Here is a 21820-nt window from a genome sequence, read left to right as displayed (position 1 = left end):
CATGAAACGCAGGCTCATCAATAAGGAACTCTGGTATTCCTTTATCGCTATCCTGAAATATTTCCCCAAAGCCCTGGTCAGGCCACAGGTAGACGGGCTATTGTTTTACGAACCTGAAAAACAGGCGGAATTCCGGCGACGGGTGCAAAGCCTGACGCCGGGTTCCAAAAGGGTCTGGGGCACGATGGTTGCAGCGCAGATGCTGCACCATCTCAACCTGTCGCTGGGCGGCGCGCTGGGTTATTTCGATCTTTGGGACGAGAGTTACGGATTGAGCCGTACGCTATTCAAATGGCTGCTGGTCGATTTCTTCCCGGAACAGCCGCGGGGATTGCGCATGCCGCTGAATTTCATTATACCGCACCAAGCCCAATATGACTTTGAAAATGAGCAAAAACTATTGCTGGAGATACTGGACAAGGCCTGGACCACGCCAACCGAAGGCTGGGGGCCGCATCCCCTGTTCGGACGGCTGACCCGCAAACAATGGGGGAAACTGGCGCTGATCCATATCGATTACCATTTAAGGCAATTTAGTGCCTGATCTTTTTTAAATTAGACCTGATGAAACACTACAGTTCCTTAAGCGAGATGCACCGCGACAATTGCCTGCCCGAACCCGAGCACCCGATGCTGAGCCTGATCAGGATCACGCCCGGCCTGGTGCTGAATTTCCAGGAATTCACCTGCGATTGCTATATGATAGGGTTGAAACACATCAAAGCCGGGCATTGGCTTTATGGCCGCACACGTTTCGATCACGAAAAAGGTTCGATGGTGTTCTGGAAACCGCGTCAGATCATCGAGATCCACAACCTGGAGTTGGAAGAGGGCGGCTTTATCCTGCTGTTTCATGAAGATTTCTTATTGGGCAGCGCGTTGCAACGCGAGATCAGTCGATATACCTTTTTTGACTATGAAGCGGACGAAGCTTTACACCTGGCACCTAAAGAAGAAAAGATCATCACGCGGCTCTTCGAATCTATCGACACCGAATACGATAATAACCAGGATGAATTCAGCCGTAATATTATCCTGGTCAATATCGATTCCTTGTTGAAATACGCCGAGCGGTTTTATAAACGGCAGTTCATCAACCGCCGGGAACTTAGCGGCAAAACGGTGACCGCTTTCCAAAGGCTGCTCGACGATTTCATCCGCCAGGACAAGTTGGTGAAGGAAGGCCTGCCTTCGGTAGCCGCACTTGCGGCTGAGCTGAATATGTCGCCGCGTTACCTCAGCAATGCTCTGAAACTGGAGACCGGCAAAACGGCACAGGAACTAATCCATATCGCGCTGATCTCGGTCGCCAAGAACCGGTTGCGGGAATCCGGCGACCACGTCTCCGAGATCGCCTATTCCCTCGGTTTTGAAAATATGTCGTACTTTGCCTGGGCGTTTCGGAGATATGTTACACCCTATTCCGTGGCAAAACTGACCACCTGTTTGCTGGCAAAGAAATGCAGCTCATGCTTTAGCAGCATAAACAAAGATAATTATTTACCAATTTCCATTTAGCCTGGTGCTGCTCTATCTATAACCTCTTTTTTCTTTTCGAAGCTTTAATATGCAAGGTGATTGCAGGATCTCCATTCTGGTTATGGCCGTTCATTGCTTTATTAGAGGCTTTCAGCGCTATTTCGCATACCTAATGAGGCTACCGATCAACTCGTTCACCCGGCGACTGTATTTGGCATTTAAAAGGACGGCCAGCGTCTGATGCATAAACTACCAAAAATGGGGTGGTCAATTTGATCCGGAATCAGGTGGTCACTTTGGTCCGGAATACCCTGGTCACTTTAAATCGGAATCAGGTGGTCAGTTTGAGCGGAATCTCCACATATTTTAGTCTTTCAATATCATACCTTTTATTAATTATTTTAACTATTTCCTCTTTAGTTAAGACAGTAGGATATACTTCTATGCGTTTGATTTTAACACCTTGAAACGGATCTTTTTTTAATAGCCCGCTTTTCAGACTTCCGATTATAATTTTTTTAAAGTTGCCTAAATACTTTATAGCTGTGTTCTGCCCACAATTCTTTTCGCTCTTAAGCCAGAATAAGAATTGGTCTATGAATTCGTAATTTAACTCTCCTAGTTCCATATCCTCTTTTCCATATCTCCATCTAATAAAATTGCTTATATGCGAGTAGGCTGTCTTATATCGAGTTAGCGTACCTTCAGCAACATTTTTTCCTACTAAAGCTTTCATTTGAATATTGTGTTCCAGAAACACTGTCTTAATGAAATATTTTTTCTCGTCTTTTCCTAAAAGTACATCCTTTATGCTTTCTGCAGTTATCGGCTTATTGCGTTCATATAGTTTGGTTTTTGCTTGATAAACCTTGCTTAAAATAAGATCCAGATAAGAGTTTAATTCCCTTGTTTCTTTATTGTCGCCTATGGCTCTACCAAACGATGTATTCCATTGGCTGAGCGCCCATTGTCTTTTAATTGAAAGTTCACGATGAATGCCATCTACTGTAATGCGGAGATAAACATATCTTTTTTCATCCTTTTGATTTTTAGCTTGCTTTAAGTAATAAAACACACCGAAGCTTTTTTCTAACATAGAATTTAAAATTTCGCTAAAGCTTACAAGAGATCTTTTCAAATCAAAATTTGTCAAACGTACTATTAACGCTACATAGAAGACGGTTTATGTAGTCCCGAGTGGTTTTAAATGCGATTGTCTTACCTATATTTTGGGTCTTTGCAATTATGGCTGTCTTTGAATGTAGGAACAACTAATTCTTTGCCCCATATTTTATTGCCAGCCTTTTGCGGGTTTAATATAAAATGATTATTCCTGGTTTGAAAATATAAGGTGATAGCTGCCTTGCATTCGTCAAGACTTGTATAATCGCTATTGTGAATAATAGATTTGGCCAGTCCACTGAATACAGATTCAATCACATTTAAAAATTGTGCAGAAGCCGGGAGTGGTGCCAATTCCACCAACGGTGTTTTGTGGACAAGCCGGTAACTTTCGCTATTCAATTGCTCAATATAGCTGACCAATTTTTTAGAGGCGTGCCAGGATGCAGCATCCCAGGAAAAGTAAAGTTTTTCCTCATTTTGATATTTGATCGGTAGCAAGTCTATGAGTTTGATCATTTCTTCGGTTTCTTTTTTTTGTGAATAGAAATGCGTGATCTGATTTTGAGATAGCTCCAATGCCGCCGTACAGATAGTCCAGCCTTTGCTTTTTTGAATCTGCGGAAACGTTTTTCTTTCGCTCCTCTTGACCAACGACCGGCCTCCTTTCATTTTCACAGCGAAAGGGCCAAACTCATCTACCGAAAAAAACTTCTCCCTTGATCCAAGATTTTGCAGGATTGCAGTGATCTTGTCCATCTTTTCCCGGAAGTTGGGATCGGGACTTGTCAACACTTCCTTTGCCTTGCGGTAAACATAACCCTCTTTTTTAAGATAGGCCGATATGGTGGAGCCGGATATGTAAATGCCATATACCTTTTGATAAACGGCAGATAAATCTGCCAGAAACCAGGATGTACGATTGATCCCGTGTAATTTGGGGGACTCATGAATTAGCCTTACCAAATTGTCGCGCTTTTCTTTGATTCCGTTTATGATATCCTTATTCGCACGCCGGGGTTGCTTTTCCAATCCTTTAATGCCTTTTGCTTTGTAGTCCCTGATCCAATCCGATACTTTATCAGCGCCGCGATCTACCTTAATAGCAATATCAACCGCCGATTTTGAATGGAAAGACTCCATGATGACCACTGACCGTTCCCATTTACGTCTGTCGGAGGATCTACGCCATCGTTTCAATATTTTTAAGTCTTCCGCAGGTATTGTAAGCACTTGCGAAAAGTTACGAAGCACGACTTTGTTCTCTTTTAACCATTTTGAAAAATGCTGGCAAAACGCGGAGCGATTGTAACCATTTGGATAAATAGCCAAATAACGTAGCCAGACATCCTTTGCGCTGGCGGGTTTATCTAAACCTATTAATAATGGCAAGACGTTTATCAAATCCTGATATTTATCATTCCGTGGATATTCGATTTTGAAAACGGGAATTCCAACATCTCGATAAACTGCTTCGCCTGGACAGTTATCGGCAAATGCCTTGTATTTTTTAATATAACTTTTCACGGTGTTTCTGGAAATGGCTAACCTCCGGGAGGTTTGTCTAATATTGATTGCTCCATTTAAAAGCATGCGACCAATAGATATTTGTTTTTTCTCAGGGATTCTTGTACGTGCCATACTTAAAAATTTAGTGTACCGACAGTAATTACCTGATAAAACTTCGTTATATTAATATGGTTTCCAAAGACTTGTTAATGCGAAATTTAAGCTATACCTTAAAATTGCATTATTTTAAGGTAATCAATATCATCCGAGCTGACTTTAATGCCACAAAACTCATTGACATTAAAATATTTAATTTTTAAGGTCAATAGTTTATATTTGTATTATGCCATACCCAATAAACCCTGACCGGAGTGTTCCCTGGAATACCTTGCCGGAACTGCCAATTGACAAAAACCTCTATGAAGATGTCGAAATTTACAGTCAATTGGGTAATGCCAAAGCCGCGCTTGGCCGCTTACAGGGCAGAAGTATCGTCATTCCAAATCAAGGGTTGCTCATTAATTCCATTAGTTTACAGGAAGCGAAAGCATCCAGCGCAATAGAAAATATCTTTACAACTGATGATGAATTGTACCAGGCCTACAGTGAAGAACAAATCCAGCAATTAAACGGGCCGTCCAAAGAAGTACTGTATTATCGGGAAGCCTTATGGGAAGGTTATACGTATTTGAAAGCAGAGCAGGTTTTTGACGAAAATTACTTCGTGAAAATGTACCGGATCGTTAGCCAGTTTAATGATGGCATCAGAACCCCCATCGCCCAAATTGTTATCAAAGAGGGTGGCACCGGGCCAAATGCTGGGAAAGTTTCCTACACGCCGCCAAGGGGCAAAGGAGTAGTCGAAGCAAAACTCCACAACTTGATCGAATTTTTGAACGACGACAAAACTTATGCCATAGACCCATTGTTGAAAATGGCCATTGGCCATTTTCAATTTGAGGCGATACACCCTTTCCGGGATGGCAATGGGCGCACCGGCAGAATTTTCAACATCCACTATCTGACCAAAAAAGGCCTGCTGGATTATCCTATCCTTTTTTTAAGCCGTTACATCATGGACCATAAAGAAGATTACTACGCAGGACTTGCCGGGGTAACCCAAAGAGGAAGTTGGAAGAGCTGGTTGTTATATATGCTAAAAGCTGTCGAGGTGACATCGAACATCACCTATGACAAGATCAACGACATCGTTAGTGCAAAAGATGCCATTTTAAAAGCCATCATCGAAGATACCGACATCGCACGCCCCGAATCGCTGGTCAATGCCATATTTACCCAACCATACACACGGGTAAAGCACCTGGTCGGCGGCAATATTTATGCGGAAAATACTGCCAGAAAATACCTTGACCAGTTAACGGACATGGGTGTTTTGGAAAAGAGAGTAATCGGTAAAGGCAATTATTACCTAAATCTGGAACTGTACAGGATACTATCTGAATAACCTGTGCTGACCATTATTTTCTTCGCGGTTTGCGCTTAAGTTTCAGGGTTTCCGCTTTTTCCTCTATTTCCTGGCGCGTAAGCTTTTGATGGGATAGCAACCAGTTCATTAACATCTTTTTTGGAAACCGGATACCCCCTCCGGGTAAACCTATATAAGGTAATTCTCCGGCAGATTTTAACTGGTAAAGCGTTTGGCGGGAATACCCGGTTATTGTTTCGGCGATCTCGTATCCGCCAATTTCGTCTTCGTCATTTAAGGTTTAATCAACCGGCATGAACCCGGTCATGCATTCTTTTATAATGACCATTAAATCTGCGACGGTCAGATCAATCAAACGCGTATTTTTATCTATACTCATAGTTGCAAATTTACCATCACCAACCGGTAGCCACTATCTCTATTACCTTCTTTATTACCATCTCCATTACTTGTCTACCATCAGATGTCTCAGCAGGTTTATTTTGATGTTTGTGTGTTAAGCCTGAATGGATAAGGCTGTAGCACAGATAATCCAATATAAAGGCATGAGGTTTAGCGTGTTTCATCAGTACTATAAAATTACGGCCGCATTCCGCATAGTAACTCTCAAAGTCATCTTAATATATCTGTATATCTGGGACTTAAAGTGGGATTATACTTGATTTTTTTTAAAACATAACTAACTTATTATTAAATAGTTATATTTTCTTATAAAGTATCTTTATGCTTTATTGCAACCCATTGATTTACAACGAAATAAGTCAGAAAGCGTCTTTTTTTGGAAAAAAAAGACGATACAAAAGACGCAATGGAATTGTGATTGTTTTTTGATTTTTAAAGAGAGTTAAAATTGAAAAACCCCTTAATTTCGCTAATTAAGGGGTTTTTTAATTTAAAAAAGCAAGATTCAAAATCTTTTTCGATCTTTAAAATATCGCTATAAATAACTGATTATCAGATAGTTATAGCATTCAGCGGAGAGAGAGGGATTCGAACCCTCGATACCCTTTTGGAGTATACACACTTTCCAGGCGTGCTCTTTCGACCACTCAGACACCTCTCCGTGTAAATGTGGATTGCAAAGGTAAAATATTTGCCCTTACTATCAATAAAAAAGCGAAGCCTGTTTTAACCGGCTTCGCTTTCACAAAAACTTAACTCTACTTATAAAAATTGCACTCGCGCAAGTATGACAGTTATGGTGTGCTTTGGTTTAATTTGAGTAAAAAATATTAGGCTGCAATGCAGATACATAATTTTAGCTTATGTTTGCTCTGCACTGTCACATGGCGGTGGTTAACATAAAATACTGTTTTGGTTGCAATGCTGAGCATCAACGACATTAAAAAACCTATTGCTGCTGATATTGATGCGTTTGAGGAGAAATTCAGGAACTCAATGAAAAGTTCCGTCCCGCTGCTTGACCGCATCACGCATTATATTGTAAAGCGTAAAGGCAAGCAGATCCGTCCTATGTTCGTGTTCTTTTCGGCCAGTATTTGCGGGGGGATCAATGAGGCAACGCACCGCGGGGCGGCATTGGTTGAGCTGTTGCATACGGCATCACTTGTGCACGACGATGTGGTTGATAACTCTTATCAGCGCCGCGGCTTTTTCTCTATCAATGCTTTATGGAAAAATAAGATAGCCGTTTTGGTAGGCGATTACCTGCTTTCAAAAGGTTTGCTGCTTTCTATTGATAACAACGATTTTCAATTACTGCGTATTGTTTCGGATGCTGTTAAGCAAATGAGCGAGGGTGAACTGATGCAAATTGAAAAGGTGCGCCGCATGGATATTGGTGAACCTGTTTATTATGAAGTGATCAGGCAGAAAACCGCTTCGCTTATTGCATCCTGCTGCGCCTGCGGTGCTGCGTCGGCAGGGGCCAGTGACGAGGTGATTGAAAAAATGCGCCTCTTTGGCGAGAAAATAGGCATCGCGTTCCAGATCAAGGATGATATGTTTGATTTCGGAACTGATGATGTGGGTAAGCCGTTGGGTATCGATATCAAAGAAAAAAAAGTTACTCTGCCGCTTATTTACGCCCTGGCCAATTGCAGCAGTTCAGAAAAAAAGAGGGTGATCAACCTGGTGAAGAACCATAATGAAGACCCTAAAAAGATTGCTGAGATCATCAAATTTGTGAAGGATACCGGGGGCTTACAATACGCCGAAACCCAGATGAAAAAGTACCAGGAGGAGGCTTTCGAAATCCTGAACACTTTTCCCGACAGTGATTCGCACCGCGGGCTGGAGCAACTGGTTAGGTTTACTACCGAACGGGACAAATAATCAATTTTATTGCTGCGTATAAATAACTGGTTTTTTAAAGATGCACTCCCTATCTTTATCACAACCGGTTTTACACTTATGACAGCTACAATCCCTACATTGTTTGAATGGGCGGGTGGTACACCTGCTTTTGAACTGCTTTTCAACAAGTTTTATGATAAGGTTTTGGACGATGAACTGTTGGAACCTGTATTTAAGCATATGTCGCCCCAGCACCGGATGCATGTGGCGCATTTTGTAAGTGAAGTTTTTGGCGGCCCAAAAACCTATAGCGAAACTGAAGGCAGCCATTATGCCATGATTAATAAACATTTGCAAAAGCATTTAACCGAAGCGCACCGCAAGCGCTGGATTGAACTGTTGCTGCAAACTGCCGATGAACTGTCACTGCCCGATGATCCGGAATTTCGCTCAGCTTTTATGGCTTACCTTGAGTGGGGTACTCGGATAGCAGTGCTGAACTCCCAAACAGATAATACTACAGAAAGCCCGGATACGCCTATGCCAAAATGGGACTGGGGTGTGCCGGGAGGGCCGTATATCCCCTGAAGTAACAACACAGATATGTAAAATGACCGTTGTACCCGGTTGGCTTATCATATTTAGCATCCATCCGGCGTTTATGTTCGGGTAAACTTATTAACTTCGTAAATGCAGTCAATACAATCCCTCTTCCCTAAAATAGGTTTCTTTTCTATTCTTGATGTATTGCTGGTGGCTTTGATCATTTACCAGTTGTATAACCTTATCAGGGGAACCATTGCAGCTAATATCTTCATTGGATTTGCAGTGATCTTCGCTCTCAATTTTGTGGTGAAGGCTTTGGATATGAAGCTGCTTACCATTATCCTGGGCAAATTTGTTGATGTGGGGATCATTGCCATTATCGTGGTGTTTCAGCAGGAGGTAAGGCGGTTTTTACTATTGGTAGGTAAAAATGCTTCGCTCCAACGCAATAAAGCCTGGTGGCAATATTTCTTCGGAAAATCAGAAGTGGAGAAAAATAATTACGCCCGGATCAAGCCAATAATTGATGCCTGCAAAAGCCTTAAGCAAACCCGCACCGGGGCGCTTATTGTTTTCGCCAAGTATTATGACGAACAGTTTTATCAAAACAGTTGTGAGGTGGTGGAGGCCAAAATTTCAAAGCGATTGTTGGAAAGCATTTTTCAGAAAACCAGTCCGTTGCATGATGGTGCGGTGGTGATTTCGGAGAATAAGATTAAATCGGCAAGTTGTATTTTGCCGCTTACCGAAAAAACGGATCTGCCGGCGCAGTTCGGCCTGCGCCACAGGGCAGGTATTGGTGTAACAGAAGCCAATGAGGCCACGGCGATCATTGTATCTGAAGAAACTGGTGAGATCTCATATGCCAAACAAGGCCGGATTAAAATGAATATTAGCTTCGCAGAGCTGGAAAAAGTTTTAAATAAGGATTTTTGAGGCACTGTATATGATGAAAAAAGAACTTGTTCATAGTTTTAAAGTATTTATAACTACAGTTGTAATAGGAGCTGTTTTAACTGGGATTGCTACAATTTTCAATGACCCTGAAATATATCAAGTGTCAGATATTCTTATAGGTTTTGTTTATATGGTGCCTGTGTCGGCGATCTTGTTTATTCCCTCATGGTTATTATTTGCCTTTGTTTTGCGCAGATTTACAAAGAGAAGGATATCACCAATCTATATAAAAATTATTCTTAGTTTGCTGTCTGTGTTTTTTATAATACTAACACTATCTATTTTAAATTATCACTTTGTTTTCGGAAGAAATTACTGGCCTTCGGTATTTCCTATGTTTATTGGTTATTACCTTGCTTTGATAATAAGTATCTTGGTTTACAAAATTAAATCAGGTATTGAAGTTAGTGAGGATTCGCTAATGTCTCAGGAATGTGATACGGTTATAAAAACACAGTAAATATTACTTAACTGATGCAAGTCTTGTGCACAGGACAATGCTGGGCTGACTTGTGACTTTGTCGTGGTGTCGTCAATGAACTTATATGAAACCTGTAAGGTCTTATTGCTTGGGAATTTGGTTGACATCTACGTTAGTTGTCCTGTTATTATATTCATTGCACAGCTACCGTCAGGAGTTGAGGTCAATTTTCTTTCTGAACCCTTGTGGTCAATGTTGCAACTAATGTCATATATGTTTATATGATATTCTTCGGGTTGTTACTATCCGTGCCATGCTTTATGTTGTTTTATTTAATAACAAGCTTGTTTAATAGGCTCATTGTAAACAGAAATGTAATGAAGCTAATATTGTCGGTAGTTAGCATAATATTTTTTGTGCTCTTATTTGTCTTATTGTTCCATTCGCTGTCATTTTTAAACAAAAGGAGCTTTATTGCTTATTTAGCATATCCGCTTTCTCTTTTGTTAGGAATATGGTTTTATAAATTGGATACGAATAAAAGCACTATCAAGGAGTAACCTTTTCTTTTTTAACACCTACCGTATCCGGATTAACAACATCTATTCTTTTAATGAGCATATGGTATTTCATCCCTGGTTTATCTGTTTTAACCACAGGCATATTATCGTTAGGATAAGTTTTAACCACAGGCATCCGGCTATACACGGTTACATTATCAAAAAGTTCACGGGTATTTAGCAATGTGCTGTTATCATTTAAAAGTCCGTTTTTCGGAAGTACCGGGATTAGTTTAGACAAGTTGCTGTCAGGCTTTAATGGCTTCAGGTTAAAAAGTTTATCGGCAGCGTTATTGTTGTTAGGCGCCTTATTGAGGCTTTGTGCTTTAAGCTGATCTGCACAGGCTAAAATTGCAACAAAAAGTAGGGCTTTTTTCATGGCGATAATATTTTATACTAATATACCTATCATTCAATAATATTTAAATGTTAAATAATGTTATTAAATGTTAAATGCTTTTGAATTGAACCCAAATACCAAAGCCATAAACTGATAGATTTTATTACTTTTGTGGAAAATTTAAAAACCGATGAGCGAACTCATTAAAAAACAAGTGAACGATGCAAAGGCCTTGATGGAAAAGGCCATTGACCATGCAGATAGCGAATTAAATAAAATACGTGCAGGTAAGGCAAGCCCTTCATTACTTGACGATATCAGGGTTGATTACTATGGTACCCCAACACCACTAAGCCAGATAGGTAGTGTTAACACCCCTGATGCCCGTACCATTGTTGTTCAGCCATGGGAAAAATCATTGTTAAACCCTATTGAAAAAGCCATTAAAGAAGCTAATTTAGGTGTTAACCCTCAAAACGATGGTATCATTATCCGTATTAATGTACCGCCGCTTACCGAAGAGCGCCGCCGTGATTTGGTTAAAAAAGCTAAAGCCGAGGCTGAGACCGGTAAGGTGGCTGTTCGTAACATCCGTAAAGATGCTAACGAAAAGATCAAAAAATTAAAATCAGAAGGTGTTTCTGAAGACGAAATAAAGACAGGCGAAGCTGAAGTTCAAAAACTTACTGATGCTTATATTGCTAAAGTTGATCAGCTTTCAGAAGCTAAAGAAAAAGATATCATGACGGTTTAATATTAACCTTGTGTCAAATTAAAAGGGAATGAGCTACTTAGCCATTCCCTTTTTTTATGTTTGCCGTTGAAACATGAATGTATTAATCTCTTACTTAAAAAAACACCGCTGGATAGTTGTATTTGCACTTTTCCTGGCGGCTATGAATATAGGCTTCTCACTGCTCGACCCATGGATAACCGGTCGTATTGTTGACCGTGTTATTGAACAACGCAGTAAGCTGCAATATGACGCATACCTCAACCAGGTGCTGATGCTGGTTGGCGCTGCTATTGGTGTTGCCATGGTATCGCGTATAGCTAAAAACTTCCAGGATTATTTTACCAATATCATTACCCAAAAGGTTGGGGCCGAAATGTATGCCGATGGTTTAAAGCACTCGCTTGAGTTACCCTACCAGGTATTTGAAGACCAGCGGAGCGGCGAAACTTTAGGTATATTACAAAAGGTGCGTTTAGATTGCGAAAAGTTTATTACCTCCTTTATCGGGATCCTTTTTGTTTCGCTTATCGGGATGGTATTTGTTATCATTTACTCGGTAAGCGTAAGCTATAAAGTTACCCTGGTATATTTCGCGGCGATACCTGTCATCACTTTTGTGAGTATGGCCATGAGCCGGAGAATTAAGAAAATCCAAAAGACAATTGTAGCCGAAACAACAGCGCTGGCAGGTTCAACAACCGAATCGCTAAGGAATATCGAGCTTGTAAAAAGTTTGGGTTTGGCAAAACAGGAAATAGCAAGATTAAATAATACTACCTACAAAATTCTCGACCTGGAACTGAAAAAAGTGAAGTATGTACGCAGTATGAGCTTTGTACAGGGTACTACCGTAAACTTTGTACGCAGTGTAATGGTTGTAGTACTGTTAATGCTTATCTTCAAAGAGACTATCTCTCCTGGTCAGTATTTTAGCTTTTTATTTTATTCGTTCTTTTTATTTAACCCATTGCAGGAGTTAGGTAATGTGATCCTTTCCTGGCGTGAGGCTGAAGTTTCCCTTGGCAATTTCAGGAATATCCTAAGTATCCCCATTGACAAAAAACCCGAAAAGCCTGTATTGCTTGAAAAGGTGAATACCCTAACTTTTAACGATGTCAGCTTTAAACATTTAACAGCTAATCGTAATGCCCTTAACCATATCAGCTTTGAAACCAATTCGGGCGAAACGATCGCTTTTGTTGGCCCTTCGGGTTCGGGTAAAACTACATTGGTTAAATTATTGGTAGGTTTATATCAGCCCCTGCAGGGCGATATTTTATACAACGGTACATTAAGTAAAGAAATCGACCTTGATCAGCTGCGCGAAAAAATAGGTTTTGTAACCCAGGATACGCAACTGTTTTCGGGTACCATCCGCGAAAACCTGCAGTTTGTACGCCCGGATGCTACCGATGAGGAATGTATGGATGTGCTGCAGCGTGCCGCATGCCAAACCCTGCTGGCCCGCGCCGATAAAGGATTAAGCACTGTAATTGGCGAAGGTGGTGTAAAAGTATCTGGCGGCGAAAAGCAGCGTCTTTCTATAGCCCGCGCGTTATTACGCCGACCGGATATCCTTGTTTTCGATGAGGCCACTTCATCGCTTGATTCCATTACCGAAGAAGAGATCACCGAAACCATCCGTAACGTATCCGAAAAGGAAAATCACATTACCATTCTCATCGCTCATCGTTTATCAACAATCATGCATGCCGATAGCATTTATGTATTGGAGAAAGGCCGCATTATTGAAGGTGGCAAACATGCCGATCTGATTGCCCAAAAAGGCTTATACTATGCCATGTGGAGGCAGCAGATAGGGGAGAAGGATACAGTGGACACGTTGGATTAAGGCACTAAGTAATCTAATAAAGAAAGGCGATATTAAAAACATCGCCTTTTTTAGTTTCTATCGTCATTATAAGAAACGAAGTAATCTCAGATAAGCACCAAGCTTAAATATTTTTATTTTCAATCATCCTGAAAAACTCATCGCGGTAAGTATCGCCTACGGGGATGATCTTATCTCCTATCTGGATGCGGCTCCGTTCAATGCTGTCTATTTTATTGAGGGCGACGATATATGATTTGTGTACCCGAACAAAATGTTTTTCGGGCAAGGCATCTTCCATCTTTTTCATGCCCTGCAGGGTAATAATACGCTCGGCAGAAGTGAAGATGCTGATATAATCCTTCAAGCCCTCAATAAACATGATGTCATGCAGGTAAACTTTCTGAATTTTATGCTCGGTTTTTACAAAGATAAAATCGGTTGAAAAATCATCCTGCTGCACGGGTTCGGCCTGCATCACTACCTGTGGTTTGGCTGCAACCGGCTGGATAATACTTTGTGCTTTTTGTACCGATTTAAAAAAACGATCAAATGCGATAGGCTTTAACAGGTAATCAACTACATCAAGTTCGTAGCCTTCAAGCGCGTACTGCGGGTAGGCTGTAGTTAAAATAACCTTGGCCTTGCCGTTGGCGATCTTCAAAAACTGGATGCCGGTAAGTTCTGGCATCTGAACATCTAAAAACACAAGGTCGGCTTCGGCGGCCTGTACCATGGTAAGCGCCTCGATGGGGTTGGTTGTAGCTTTAACCAATTGCAAAAAAGGCATCTTGGAAATATAGTCTTCCAAAATATGCAGCGCCAAAGGCTCATCGTCAACTACCAAACATCTGATCATAGCGTAAAAATAATGTAATAATGGTTATTCTAAATTTTTTAATGTGCTGTTTTGTTATAACGGCGTCATTTCAACAGATTTATACCAGATCTCGGCGCCTTCCGATTGTAAAAGGATGCGACCGTGCGATAAGGAAGCTACTCCCCAGTTTACTAAATGCCCGTTAACATAATGCTCAATCTGGTTACCATTGCAAATAATTTCGATGGTGTTCCATTCGCCGCGCGGATTTTCAAAATTGGCGGTGCGGTAAACACGCTGCTGGTCCCACTCAATAGCCGATTTATTAGGCGTAACCACATTAGTATGCTGTACGCACCAAATATCCCCGCAATCACCTTCCTGGATCTGGCATTCTATCGATCTTGGCCAAACAATATCCTTATCGCCCTCTCCAAAATGATATAAAATACCTGCATCGCGTACGCCTTTTTCGCGCGGGTGATATTGTTTGCTCCCCCATTTAAATACTACTTTCAGGTAATAATTATCGTACGATTTTTGGGTGGCCATATAGCCAAAATATTTACCCATTACATGTACCATGCCGTTTTCGATGGCGAAGTTATTGTGTACATCGTTATCCTTACCGAGTGTATCCAGGTAGGTATACCAGCCCTTTTTATCCTTGCCGTTCAACAGCTTTTGAACCCCAATCTCCCTGATCCAGATATTACGGAACGATACCGGAAACTCATGCTCCTGCAGCAACAAGGGTAAGGCGAAGGCATGTTTTTGATATTTGGGCTGACCAACATGCGCCACTGTTCCTTTTATAGCAACATGGTTTTGTACCAGTATGCCATTGTGTAATACGGTAATGTAAGCCGGTGATTTAACCGAGCTATCGATATTAAAGCGTGGAGCGGTATAAATGATATCATACTTTTGCCACTGGCCCGGTTTAAGCGAGGCATTTACCTGCGGCAGGTATTGTTTATAAACAGAACCGGCCTGCCCGTTTGAGTAGGTACGGTTTTTATAACTATCCAGGATTTGCAGTTCGTAGCGGCTTTGCATAATTACGCCGCTGTTGCCACGCTCCTGTCCTTCTCCTTTAACAACAGCCGGGGTGCGCCATTCAATATGCAGCTGGCAATCGGCAAAGTTTTGTTTGGTGATGATAGAGCCGCTGCCCGGCTTAACAGTTACAATACCATCCTTTACTATCCAGCCCGGTTTGTTGCCTTTCTGATCTGTCCATTTGTCCAAGTTTTTACCATCAAACAAAATAATAGCATCAGATGGCGGCTTGTTGCCGACGCCCGGTGAAACTACTTCAGGTTCGGGGTCCCAAACTTCGGTTGCTTTAGGATCGGTTTGTGCAGATGCGGTAATGGCCGATGTTGCAAGAAACAGGGCAGGGAGAAATTTTTTCAAACAGGTCATGGTTATAATGGGTTATAACTATAAATCTATTGATAATTCGCAGGTGTAAGTATATTCTTCATCCCTTATTTTTAAAGAGTACCTGTTGGGGTAAAGCAGGTTGAGCCGGCGCTGCACATTTATCAAACCAATTCCACCTACAGCATCACGGTTATTGTTATGTTTTTTGTTTTGGATGTAGAAATGCAGTTTACCATCCGCCACGTTAATAAGTAGCTTTATAGGCGAATTGATATCATTTGCAACGCCATGCTTAAAAGCATTTTCGATAAAAGCGATCAGTAGCAAAGGTTCTATTTTTTGATCGGTGATATTGCCATCTACCTTAAAATCAATAAATGCCTTGCTGCCAAAGCGGATCTTTTGCAGGTCGATATAGTTTTGCAGGTACTGGAGTTCTTTACTCAGGTCAACTTTGTTTTCGTTACATTCATACAGCATATAACGCATAATTTCCGAAAGCTTTAAAATAGCCTCGGGGGTAGTTTCTGAGCGCTGATAAGCCAGTGAATAAATACTGTTTAAGGAGTTAAATAAAAAATGCGGGTTGATCTGCGATTTCAGAAAAGCCAGCTCGGCAATAAGGCGCTGATTTTCCAGGTCGCGCTGGATGCGTTCGTTCAGGAACCAGTCTGTACTGAATTTTAGCGCTGTGCTCAGGAAAACAAATATAAGGCTGGTGAAAATACTGCTGTAAAAATAGGTGGCAAAACTGGTTACATGCCCTTTTTGATGTACTAATACAATGTCCTTAAATATTAGCCCTACTCCATATTTACCTATGCCATATATTATTATGCTTACCAGTACAGCTGTGGCATATTCCCAATACCGTTTTTTATTAAGGAAATTGGGGATATAAACCAGGTAGTTAAGGTAAAACAGACTGATGTTAATAGCAGGATAAAGCAAAAAGATCACCAGCAGCTCTTTGGTACTGAGCTGCGCATCGTTTAGCCTTGCCAAAAAAACAAAAAAGGATATAATGCCCGTCCAAAAAAACAGGTGCCAAAAAATTATCCAGGCAGTTTTAATGCCGGTTCTGGATTTCGGTAATGGTAATGAAGCCTCCATTCGCTGTTTTTAAATCCCTTTTATGTTTACGGGTGTGGCATCTAATTTAATATTTTGATAATGATATCGGCCTGTTATTTATATATAGCGGCTCATTTTTTCGATGAACTGGCTTTTATCATCGATGAACTGGTTAAAAGGTGCAGAAAAGCGTTCATCTATAAACAAAGTGTGTTGGTCTAAATGATTTTAGCAGGTTATTTTTTTAATATTCCTTTGTTGTATAAAATCACCACTCACAATGAAAACGCTTATCAAAAATTCAAATCCTTTTATCATGTTATTGATCCCGGTAATGTTTGCCCTTATTTTGGGTGTAAGCTACCAGTTCGAGCAAAAAAAGGAAACAGCAATAATTGGCCGCACAGCAGTACATGCTACCTCATTGTTTCACAAAGGTTTTGTAATGGTTAAAACCGTTTGCTCAGTAGCAAAAAATAATATATGGTAATTAAAACCGAAGGGCTTTCCTTCACCTTTGGTAAGCAGCAGGTAGTTAAATCTCTGGCGCTGCAAGTTCCGGAAGGAAGTATATATGGTTTTCTCGGTCCCAACGGCGCCGGGAAAACCACTACCATCAAACTCCTGCTTAACCTGCTAAAACCCGATGCAGGTAACATCCACATTTTTGAGCAGGATATCAAAACTAACCGCATCAGCATACTTTCACAAATAGGCTCGCTTATTGAACAGCCTGCTTTATACCAGCATTTAACCGGGAGGGAAAATTTATTGAACAGGGCCTTATTATTGCAGGTGCCTGCTCAGCGCGTTGAAGATATGCTTGACCTGGTACAGCTAACCGCCGCCGCCAATAAAAAGGCCGGGCAATATTCATTAGGGATGAAACAACGGCTTGGAATTGCACTGGCCCTGCTGGCCGATCCTAAATTGTTGATTTTGGATGAGCCTACCAACGGCCTCGACCCAAACGGTATCATCGAGATCCGCGAGCTTTTAAAAAAGCTTGTTGCCCAACACGGTAAAACTGTTTTTATATCAAGCCATCTGCTGGCCGAAATTGAACGGATGGCCACGCATGTGGGCATTATAAATAATGGCGCAATGCTTTTTCAGGGGAGTGTTGCCGACCTGCAGGCCATTAGTAAACCGCTGGTGCGCGTTGATGCCGAAAATACCGTTGACGCCGCCAACCTCTTAACCCGCAACCATATTAACGTTACCGAAGTAACCGACGAGCATTTACTGGTACCCTACATCTCCAAACAGCAAATGGGCGAGATCAACGCCCTGCTCAATAAAAACGGGCAAACGGTTTACAGCATCAGTAAACAGCAAAAAGACCTGGAGAAACTATTTTTAGATATCACCAAAACGCCTAAACCATGAAAGGATTTATACTATCGTTCCGTTCGGAGTTTTACAAAAGCCGTAAAACACTCGGCTTTTGGGCTTCGGTAATGCTTCCTTTATTTATAGGTGTTTTGTTGTTCGTAGGGTTTTATACCAAAAGTGAAAAGTTGGTGTCAATGCCGCCGATGATGCTTTGGCTACAGTTTGCTGGTGCTATTTTGGGTATCATGGGCTCATTGGTGCTGCCAATGTATATCATATTTATAGCATACTCCGTAAACAGTATCGAACACCGGGCCGATACCTGGAAAACCTTGTTTAATCTGCCAATCCCCCGCTGGTCGGTTTATGCGGCTAAATTTTTTTATGCGGTTTTCCTTGTATTTGTTTGCCTTGCGTTGTTTGTGCTGTTTACCATTGGTTTCGGCAATTTGTTAAGCATAGTAAAACCAGAGTTACGGTTCGACGATTTCCACATGGAGAAAGAACTGGCACAGATCTATTTCAAACTGTTTTTATCATCATTAGGTATCCTTTCCATTCAGTTTTTACTCAGTTTATTTTGGGCAGATTTTTTAAAGCCGATGGGAATTGGTTTTATATGCACCATAGCGGGTGTTGTAGCTGCCTCAAAAGGCTGGGAATACAGTTATTTATACCCTTATGCCCATCCCATGGCTGCAATAACCACCATGTTAAAGAACAATCATGGTGATCCTTCTAAACGGTTGCAGATAGATGTTTTTACAAAAGATGTATTTGTTAGTATGGCCGTTGCTACTGTAGTATTTATCGCCGGGTATTTTATCGTGCAGCGTAAGAGTGTGAAATAGCTTATTTGTTGTGTTTATTAAGATCGTCAATAATCTGAGTTATCTCGTGATTAATTGAATCTATCGACGCTCGGTTAACTGTCGTACTATCCTGTAATCGCTTATATAACAAATTATAACTGTTAATACGTAGCTGGCAATATTTTTTAAGCATATCGTCATGTGCCTTGTAAGGTTCGGGAATGTCAAGCGAGTCGGCAGAGTTGATAACCTGGATATTTTCGTTCCAGTAATATATCCCCCTATCCTTCAGTTCGGACATTAAAACATCTTTAGCAGTATTTTTAGGCATTTGCATTACCTCTAATGCCATCGACTCCTTAATGGCAAAATCCTTCATTTTTTTCTGGTATATAGCAAATACATTAGGTGTTTGATAGTAGGTAACGGTACAGCATAGTAGTGTTAAAACGGCAATGGACATTACAGAGAGAACTTCTAATCCTGTATTATCCGGTTTGCTAAGACTTGGATAGTAAAGGTATCCTATAATGAATCCGCTTACCAGTCCACCAACGTGAGCCGCGTTGTCAATCCCTTCTTTAGTACCATATAATAAATTAAAAGCGACAAAAAAGCCTATGCTGACCAAAAGTTGCTTTCGTACGTTTTTTTCGATAATATTTGTTGTGAGCATGGAAAGAAATACACCATACATGCCAAATATAGCCCCGGATGCACCTGCACTAACAATAAACCCATGCGTTGTAACACTAACTATGCTGGCAGATAAACCTGTCAATAAATAGGCAGCTGCAAATTTTAGTTTGCCAAGCCGGGGTTCAAGTAGCATACCTATATACATCAGGGCATACATGTTTAAAAGCAAGTGCATGATGCCGATATGAAGAAAAATTGCCGTTATTAGTCTCCAATATTGATTATCTAAAGTGAGTGGCCCAAAGTTTGCTCCCCAGCTAATGAGGTCGCTTACTGTAGGTTCGAACGCCGATACACCACGAATAACCATAATAATAAAAATCGCGATGTTAACATTTATAATTATTGGTGTTATGAAGTATTCAGGCCGTGGTATAAAAAAACTAAGGAATCCCAGTAACTTTTTTTTTGTGGTTGGTGGAGGGGCGTTTAAGATATCTTCTTCTTCAGATTCAAATATGGGAGTGAGTTCGACTAATTTTTCCTCGATAAATTCGCTGTTCAGAGATGTTTTAAGCTGATCATATTTTTCAATGAAAGTATTTACATTCTCTTCGTTCATTTCCGACCAATCAGTAATTTTTCCATCGGCGTTTTTACTTATCAGCAAAATATCAGACTGATTAATAACAAGCCTGAACTCCTGCATGGGTGAAAAAAGGCCTCCGCCTATAATTGTTATTAGCCCATTTTTTCCGGTATAAATTATTCTCCAATCCAGTTGCCGGGCGGTCTCGAGTGCGATTACCAGGATATGTTTTGGGTCGGCGTTGTTTGTATCAATTTGTTTATTAAATGAAGGGGTAAAGCTAAATGCCATAAGGTCAGGACTTTTTTAGCTATAAAGATGGTGATAAATCTATTATCTGTCAAAAAAAAGATTACCTAACCGGCTTCGGAAACACAGGCAAACTTTCATGCCCATCCGCGTCAACAGATTGCACCGCAAAAAAATAATTATCCTTTGAATAATTCAACATAGCCGAAGTATCGGTTACATAAAATTTCCTTTCCCAATAAGGGCTGATAGTTTCGCGCATTAATACATAATAACCTGTGGGCTTTTTACCGGTAGCGGGAGCTTCCCATTTCAGTTTAGTTTTATTGGTTAAGTCGCTGGTGATCACACCTACATTCTGCGGCTCGGCAGGGGCTGAAGCAAGACTGGCTAATACCGATAGGTTCATGCGGGCTACTTTTTGCACGTAATTAAAATCTACAAAATTGGGCAGGTCACCGTATTCTACGCCGTTTTCGGTGCGGATATTCTGGTGCTGGCGATTAAAGTTTTCATTCATTTCGGTAAACCTTACAGCTGTAAAGCCCTGCTCTAAAAACGGCAGGTGATCGCCGCCGCGCAAGTAGCGGTCGCGCCGGTAAATGAGTTTCACATCCAGTTGGTCAACATAACGCTCTCCAATTTCCTTGGTATACCGCGCCAGTTGTCTGGACGGACTATCATTTTCCCCTCCTAATGATTTCAAAACCGTTACTTGTTTATCGGTAGCTGCTGTAGGTACACCATCGCTAAAAACACGTACGCTGCGGTTATCTTTCAGGTCAGTTTCCATGCCGTAAGTATTGCCAACGATATCATTATTCAGCATGGCATCCACATTCCAGTTTTCGGCTTTGGCCCGTTTGGCTACGTTGGCAGATCCGTACAAACCCTGCTCTTCACCAACCACTGTCATGAAAATAATAGTGGCAGGGAACGATCTTTTAGCCATCACCCTGGCCAGTTCCATCGAAAGAGCAGTGCCTGAAGCATCATCATTGGCACCGGGTTCAACCCCGTTGGCGTCCATCACATCATTGATGCGTGAATCATAATGTCCCGATACCAGGTACACCCGCGTATCATTCGGATCGGTACCTTTCAGTGTGGCCAGTACGTTTTTGAGCTTGATGGGTTTATCGATACGTGTACCTTTAGGCTGTGTGAACGTATCAAACTGCACGGTCATCCTCCCGTTTGATTCCGAAGCATATTTCTCCATTTCGGCCTTGATCCAGTTGCGCGCTGCACCGCTGCCCGTGGTTTTACTGGTTGTATCGCTCAGCGTGTGCCTGCTTTTAAAGCTAACCAGTTTGCGGATGGTAGCCTCAATGTTTTTGGCTGATACCTCATCAACCATTTGCTTAATGCCAGCGTCCTGTTTTATGATGGTTTGGGCAGTGGCAGGCAAGGTTAAGATGAGGAGGAGGAATGGGAGGATGTGTTTCATATGATGTATGTCTGAAACCCGAATTTATGGAATTAATGAATTTGCAGAATGAAACATATTGTAATAATCACGTGATGCGATTCGTTCAACGGCGACTATAAATTTGTATGTTCCAGGCGATAGCAGCGACCACTGGGGATTTTTTGTGTAACCCTGCGTGTTTTATAAATGACTGATTATCAGATTTTTATTAAGGGGTATTTGAATTTGTGTTAACCCTGTTAACCCCTGTCGTTTCTGTATGGGGTAAGTGTGATCA

Annotated in this window: 21 protein-coding genes and 1 tRNA gene; 12 read left to right on the top strand and 10 right to left on the bottom strand. The window is 41.3% G+C overall.

Annotation, left to right across the window (positions count from 1 at the left end):
• Position 1: 1 nt before the first annotated feature.
• Together ACP26M_RS18440 and ACP26M_RS18435 are read left to right on the top strand one after the other, a co-directional pair.
• Complete coding sequence (locus ACP26M_RS18440) at positions 2-544, top strand: DUF1569 domain-containing protein (protein ID WP_426582143.1); 543 nt, start codon at positions 2-4, stop codon at positions 542-544.
• A gap of 20 nt (positions 545-564) precedes the next feature.
• On the top strand, positions 565-1518 hold the full coding sequence (locus ACP26M_RS18435) for a helix-turn-helix domain-containing protein (protein WP_426582141.1): 954 nt from the start codon (positions 565-567) through the stop codon (positions 1516-1518).
• Between the two features lie 292 nt (positions 1519-1810).
• Here the strand turns inward: ACP26M_RS18435 and ACP26M_RS18430 are convergent, their stop codons facing one another.
• Positions 1811-2575 carry a phage integrase SAM-like domain and Arm DNA-binding domain-containing protein gene (locus ACP26M_RS18430; protein WP_426582139.1) on the bottom strand — a complete coding sequence of 255 codons (765 nt, stop codon included), beginning with the start codon at positions 2573-2575 and terminating at the stop codon, positions 1811-1813.
• 122 nt (positions 2576-2697) lie between these two features.
• Positions 2698-4242, bottom strand: a complete 1545-nt coding sequence (locus ACP26M_RS18425) for an IS630 family transposase (protein WP_426582137.1) — start codon at positions 4240-4242, stop codon at positions 2698-2700.
• A 211-nt stretch (positions 4243-4453) separates the two neighbouring features.
• Between ACP26M_RS18425 and ACP26M_RS18420 the strand changes: the two genes are divergently transcribed.
• Positions 4454-5575, top strand: coding sequence for a Fic family protein (locus tag ACP26M_RS18420; protein ID WP_426582135.1), 1122 nt, complete (start codon positions 4454-4456; stop codon positions 5573-5575).
• Between the two features lie 13 nt (positions 5576-5588).
• Here the strand turns inward: ACP26M_RS18420 and ACP26M_RS18415 are convergent, their stop codons facing one another.
• Together ACP26M_RS18415 and ACP26M_RS18410 are read right to left on the bottom strand one after the other, a co-directional pair.
• Positions 5589-5789 carry a helix-turn-helix domain-containing protein gene (locus tag ACP26M_RS18415; RefSeq protein ID WP_426589738.1) on the bottom strand — a complete coding sequence of 67 codons (201 nt, stop codon included), beginning with the start codon at positions 5787-5789 and terminating at the stop codon, positions 5589-5591.
• Between the two features lie 743 nt (positions 5790-6532).
• Positions 6533-6620: transfer RNA gene (locus ACP26M_RS18410), tRNA-Ser, on the bottom strand.
• Between the two features lie 260 nt (positions 6621-6880).
• On the opposite strand from ACP26M_RS18410, the gene ACP26M_RS18405 reads away from it, so the two are divergent.
• The 4 genes from ACP26M_RS18405 to ACP26M_RS18390 all read left to right on the top strand — a co-directional run bounded on the left by ACP26M_RS18405 (position 6881) and on the right by ACP26M_RS18390 (position 9776).
• Positions 6881-7852: a polyprenyl synthetase family protein gene (locus ACP26M_RS18405; protein ID WP_090530846.1), complete on the top strand. Its 972-nt coding sequence runs from the start codon at positions 6881-6883 to the stop codon at positions 7850-7852.
• 78 nt (positions 7853-7930) lie between these two features.
• Positions 7931-8401, top strand: a complete 471-nt coding sequence (locus tag ACP26M_RS18400) for a group II truncated hemoglobin (protein ID WP_426582133.1) — start codon at positions 7931-7933, stop codon at positions 8399-8401.
• 102 nt (positions 8402-8503) lie between these two features.
• Positions 8504-9295 carry a diadenylate cyclase CdaA gene (gene cdaA / locus ACP26M_RS18395; RefSeq protein WP_090530839.1) on the top strand — a complete coding sequence of 264 codons (792 nt, stop codon included), beginning with the start codon at positions 8504-8506 and terminating at the stop codon, positions 9293-9295.
• 10 nt (positions 9296-9305) lie between these two features.
• Positions 9306-9776 carry a hypothetical protein gene (locus tag ACP26M_RS18390; protein ID WP_426582131.1) on the top strand — a complete coding sequence of 157 codons (471 nt, stop codon included), beginning with the start codon at positions 9306-9308 and terminating at the stop codon, positions 9774-9776.
• Between the two features lie 510 nt (positions 9777-10286).
• Here the strand turns inward: ACP26M_RS18390 and ACP26M_RS18385 are convergent.
• Positions 10287-10676, bottom strand: coding sequence for a hypothetical protein (locus ACP26M_RS18385; protein ID WP_426582129.1), 390 nt, complete (start codon positions 10674-10676; stop codon positions 10287-10289).
• A gap of 151 nt (positions 10677-10827) precedes the next feature.
• Between ACP26M_RS18385 and frr the strand changes: the two genes are divergently transcribed.
• Positions 10828-11391, top strand: coding sequence for a ribosome recycling factor (gene frr / locus ACP26M_RS18380; protein ID WP_090530830.1), 564 nt, complete (start codon positions 10828-10830; stop codon positions 11389-11391).
• 73 nt (positions 11392-11464) lie between these two features.
• Positions 11465-13225: an ABC transporter ATP-binding protein gene (locus ACP26M_RS18375; protein WP_426582127.1), complete on the top strand. Its 1761-nt coding sequence runs from the start codon at positions 11465-11467 to the stop codon at positions 13223-13225.
• Between the two features lie 103 nt (positions 13226-13328).
• On the opposite strand, the gene ACP26M_RS18370 is transcribed toward ACP26M_RS18375, so the two are convergent.
• From ACP26M_RS18370 to ACP26M_RS18360, 3 genes are read right to left on the bottom strand one after another with little or no spacing between them, the layout of a single operon-like run.
• The gene (locus ACP26M_RS18370) at positions 13329-14063 is read right to left on the bottom strand and encodes a LytR/AlgR family response regulator transcription factor (RefSeq protein ID WP_090530824.1); all 735 of its coding nucleotides are present in this window, start codon (positions 14061-14063) and stop codon (positions 13329-13331) included.
• Positions 14064-14117: 54 nt separating this feature from the next.
• Positions 14118-15452, bottom strand: coding sequence for a 3-keto-disaccharide hydrolase (locus ACP26M_RS18365; protein ID WP_426582124.1), 1335 nt, complete (start codon positions 15450-15452; stop codon positions 14118-14120).
• Positions 15453-15470: 18 nt separating this feature from the next.
• A complete protein-coding gene (locus tag ACP26M_RS18360) occupies positions 15471-16526 on the bottom strand; it encodes a sensor histidine kinase (protein ID WP_426582122.1) in 1056 nt (351 codons plus the stop codon).
• Positions 16527-16767: 241 nt separating this feature from the next.
• Between ACP26M_RS18360 and ACP26M_RS18355 the strand changes: the two genes are divergently transcribed.
• The 3 genes from ACP26M_RS18355 to ACP26M_RS18345 are packed head-to-tail and all read left to right on the top strand — an operon-like array spanning position 16768 to position 18673.
• Positions 16768-16977 carry a hypothetical protein gene (locus tag ACP26M_RS18355; protein WP_091220896.1) on the top strand — a complete coding sequence of 70 codons (210 nt, stop codon included), beginning with the start codon at positions 16768-16770 and terminating at the stop codon, positions 16975-16977.
• Complete coding sequence (locus ACP26M_RS18350) at positions 16971-17876, top strand: ABC transporter ATP-binding protein (protein WP_426582119.1); 906 nt, start codon at positions 16971-16973, stop codon at positions 17874-17876. The genes ACP26M_RS18355 and ACP26M_RS18350 overlap by 7 nt, the downstream gene beginning before the upstream one ends.
• Positions 17873-18673, top strand: a complete 801-nt coding sequence (locus ACP26M_RS18345) for an ABC transporter permease (protein WP_426582117.1) — start codon at positions 17873-17875, stop codon at positions 18671-18673. Before ACP26M_RS18350 ends, ACP26M_RS18345 begins: the two co-directional genes overlap by 4 nt.
• A gap of 1 nt (position 18674) precedes the next feature.
• Here ACP26M_RS18345 and ACP26M_RS18340 read toward each other — a convergent pair whose 3' ends face one another.
• Together ACP26M_RS18340 and ACP26M_RS18335 are read right to left on the bottom strand one after the other, a co-directional pair.
• Entirely contained in the window at positions 18675-20153 is a 1479-nt protein-coding gene (locus ACP26M_RS18340) for a rhomboid family intramembrane serine protease (protein ID WP_426582115.1), read from the bottom strand.
• A 61-nt stretch (positions 20154-20214) separates the two neighbouring features.
• A complete protein-coding gene (locus tag ACP26M_RS18335; protein ID WP_426582113.1) occupies positions 20215-21561 on the bottom strand; it encodes a M28 family peptidase in 1347 nt (448 codons plus the stop codon).
• Positions 21562-21820: the final 259 nt, after the last annotated feature.

Origin of the sequence: Mucilaginibacter sp. R-33 (assembly GCF_049949235.1) — a bacterium.
Lineage (GTDB): Bacteria > Bacteroidota > Bacteroidia > Sphingobacteriales > Sphingobacteriaceae > Mucilaginibacter.
The sequence above is the reverse complement of the archived record's forward strand: the minus strand, read 5'-3'. Positions and strand labels throughout refer to the sequence as shown.

Bases quoted from the DNA above. Each gene is read 5' to 3' on its own strand.
- ACP26M_RS18370 (WP_090530824.1), bottom strand. From the start codon at position 14,063: ATGATCAGATGTTTGGTAGTTGACGATGAGCCTTTGGCGCTGCATATT.
- cdaA (WP_090530839.1), top strand. From the start codon at position 8,504: ATGCAGTCAATACAATCCCTCTTCCCTAAAATAGGTTTCTTTTCTATT.
- ACP26M_RS18440 (WP_426582143.1), top strand. From the start codon at position 2: ATGAAACGCAGGCTCATCAATAAGGAACTCTGGTATTCCTTTATCGCT.
- ACP26M_RS18360 (WP_426582122.1), bottom strand. From the start codon at position 16,526: ATGGAGGCTTCATTACCATTACCGAAATCCAGAACCGGCATTAAAACT.
- ACP26M_RS18365 (WP_426582124.1), bottom strand. From the start codon at position 15,452: ATGACCTGTTTGAAAAAATTTCTCCCTGCCCTGTTTCTTGCAACATCG.
- ACP26M_RS18430 (WP_426582139.1), bottom strand. From the start codon at position 2,575: ATGTTAGAAAAAAGCTTCGGTGTGTTTTATTACTTAAAGCAAGCTAAA.
- ACP26M_RS18340 (WP_426582115.1), bottom strand. From the start codon at position 20,153: ATGGCATTTAGCTTTACCCCTTCATTTAATAAACAAATTGATACAAAC.
- ACP26M_RS18390 (WP_426582131.1), top strand. From the start codon at position 9,306: ATGATGAAAAAAGAACTTGTTCATAGTTTTAAAGTATTTATAACTACA.
- frr (WP_090530830.1), top strand. From the start codon at position 10,828: ATGAGCGAACTCATTAAAAAACAAGTGAACGATGCAAAGGCCTTGATG.
- ACP26M_RS18435 (WP_426582141.1), top strand. From the start codon at position 565: ATGAAACACTACAGTTCCTTAAGCGAGATGCACCGCGACAATTGCCTG.
- ACP26M_RS18405 (WP_090530846.1), top strand. From the start codon at position 6,881: ATGCTGAGCATCAACGACATTAAAAAACCTATTGCTGCTGATATTGAT.
- ACP26M_RS18400 (WP_426582133.1), top strand. From the start codon at position 7,931: ATGACAGCTACAATCCCTACATTGTTTGAATGGGCGGGTGGTACACCT.
- ACP26M_RS18345 (WP_426582117.1), top strand. From the start codon at position 17,873: ATGAAAGGATTTATACTATCGTTCCGTTCGGAGTTTTACAAAAGCCGT.
- ACP26M_RS18375 (WP_426582127.1), top strand. From the start codon at position 11,465: ATGAATGTATTAATCTCTTACTTAAAAAAACACCGCTGGATAGTTGTA.
- ACP26M_RS18385 (WP_426582129.1), bottom strand. From the start codon at position 10,676: ATGAAAAAAGCCCTACTTTTTGTTGCAATTTTAGCCTGTGCAGATCAG.
- ACP26M_RS18355 (WP_091220896.1), top strand. From the start codon at position 16,768: ATGAAAACGCTTATCAAAAATTCAAATCCTTTTATCATGTTATTGATC.
- ACP26M_RS18335 (WP_426582113.1), bottom strand. From the start codon at position 21,561: ATGAAACACATCCTCCCATTCCTCCTCCTCATCTTAACCTTGCCTGCC.
- ACP26M_RS18350 (WP_426582119.1), top strand. From the start codon at position 16,971: ATGGTAATTAAAACCGAAGGGCTTTCCTTCACCTTTGGTAAGCAGCAG.
- ACP26M_RS18425 (WP_426582137.1), bottom strand. From the start codon at position 4,242: ATGGCACGTACAAGAATCCCTGAGAAAAAACAAATATCTATTGGTCGC.
- ACP26M_RS18420 (WP_426582135.1), top strand. From the start codon at position 4,454: ATGCCATACCCAATAAACCCTGACCGGAGTGTTCCCTGGAATACCTTG.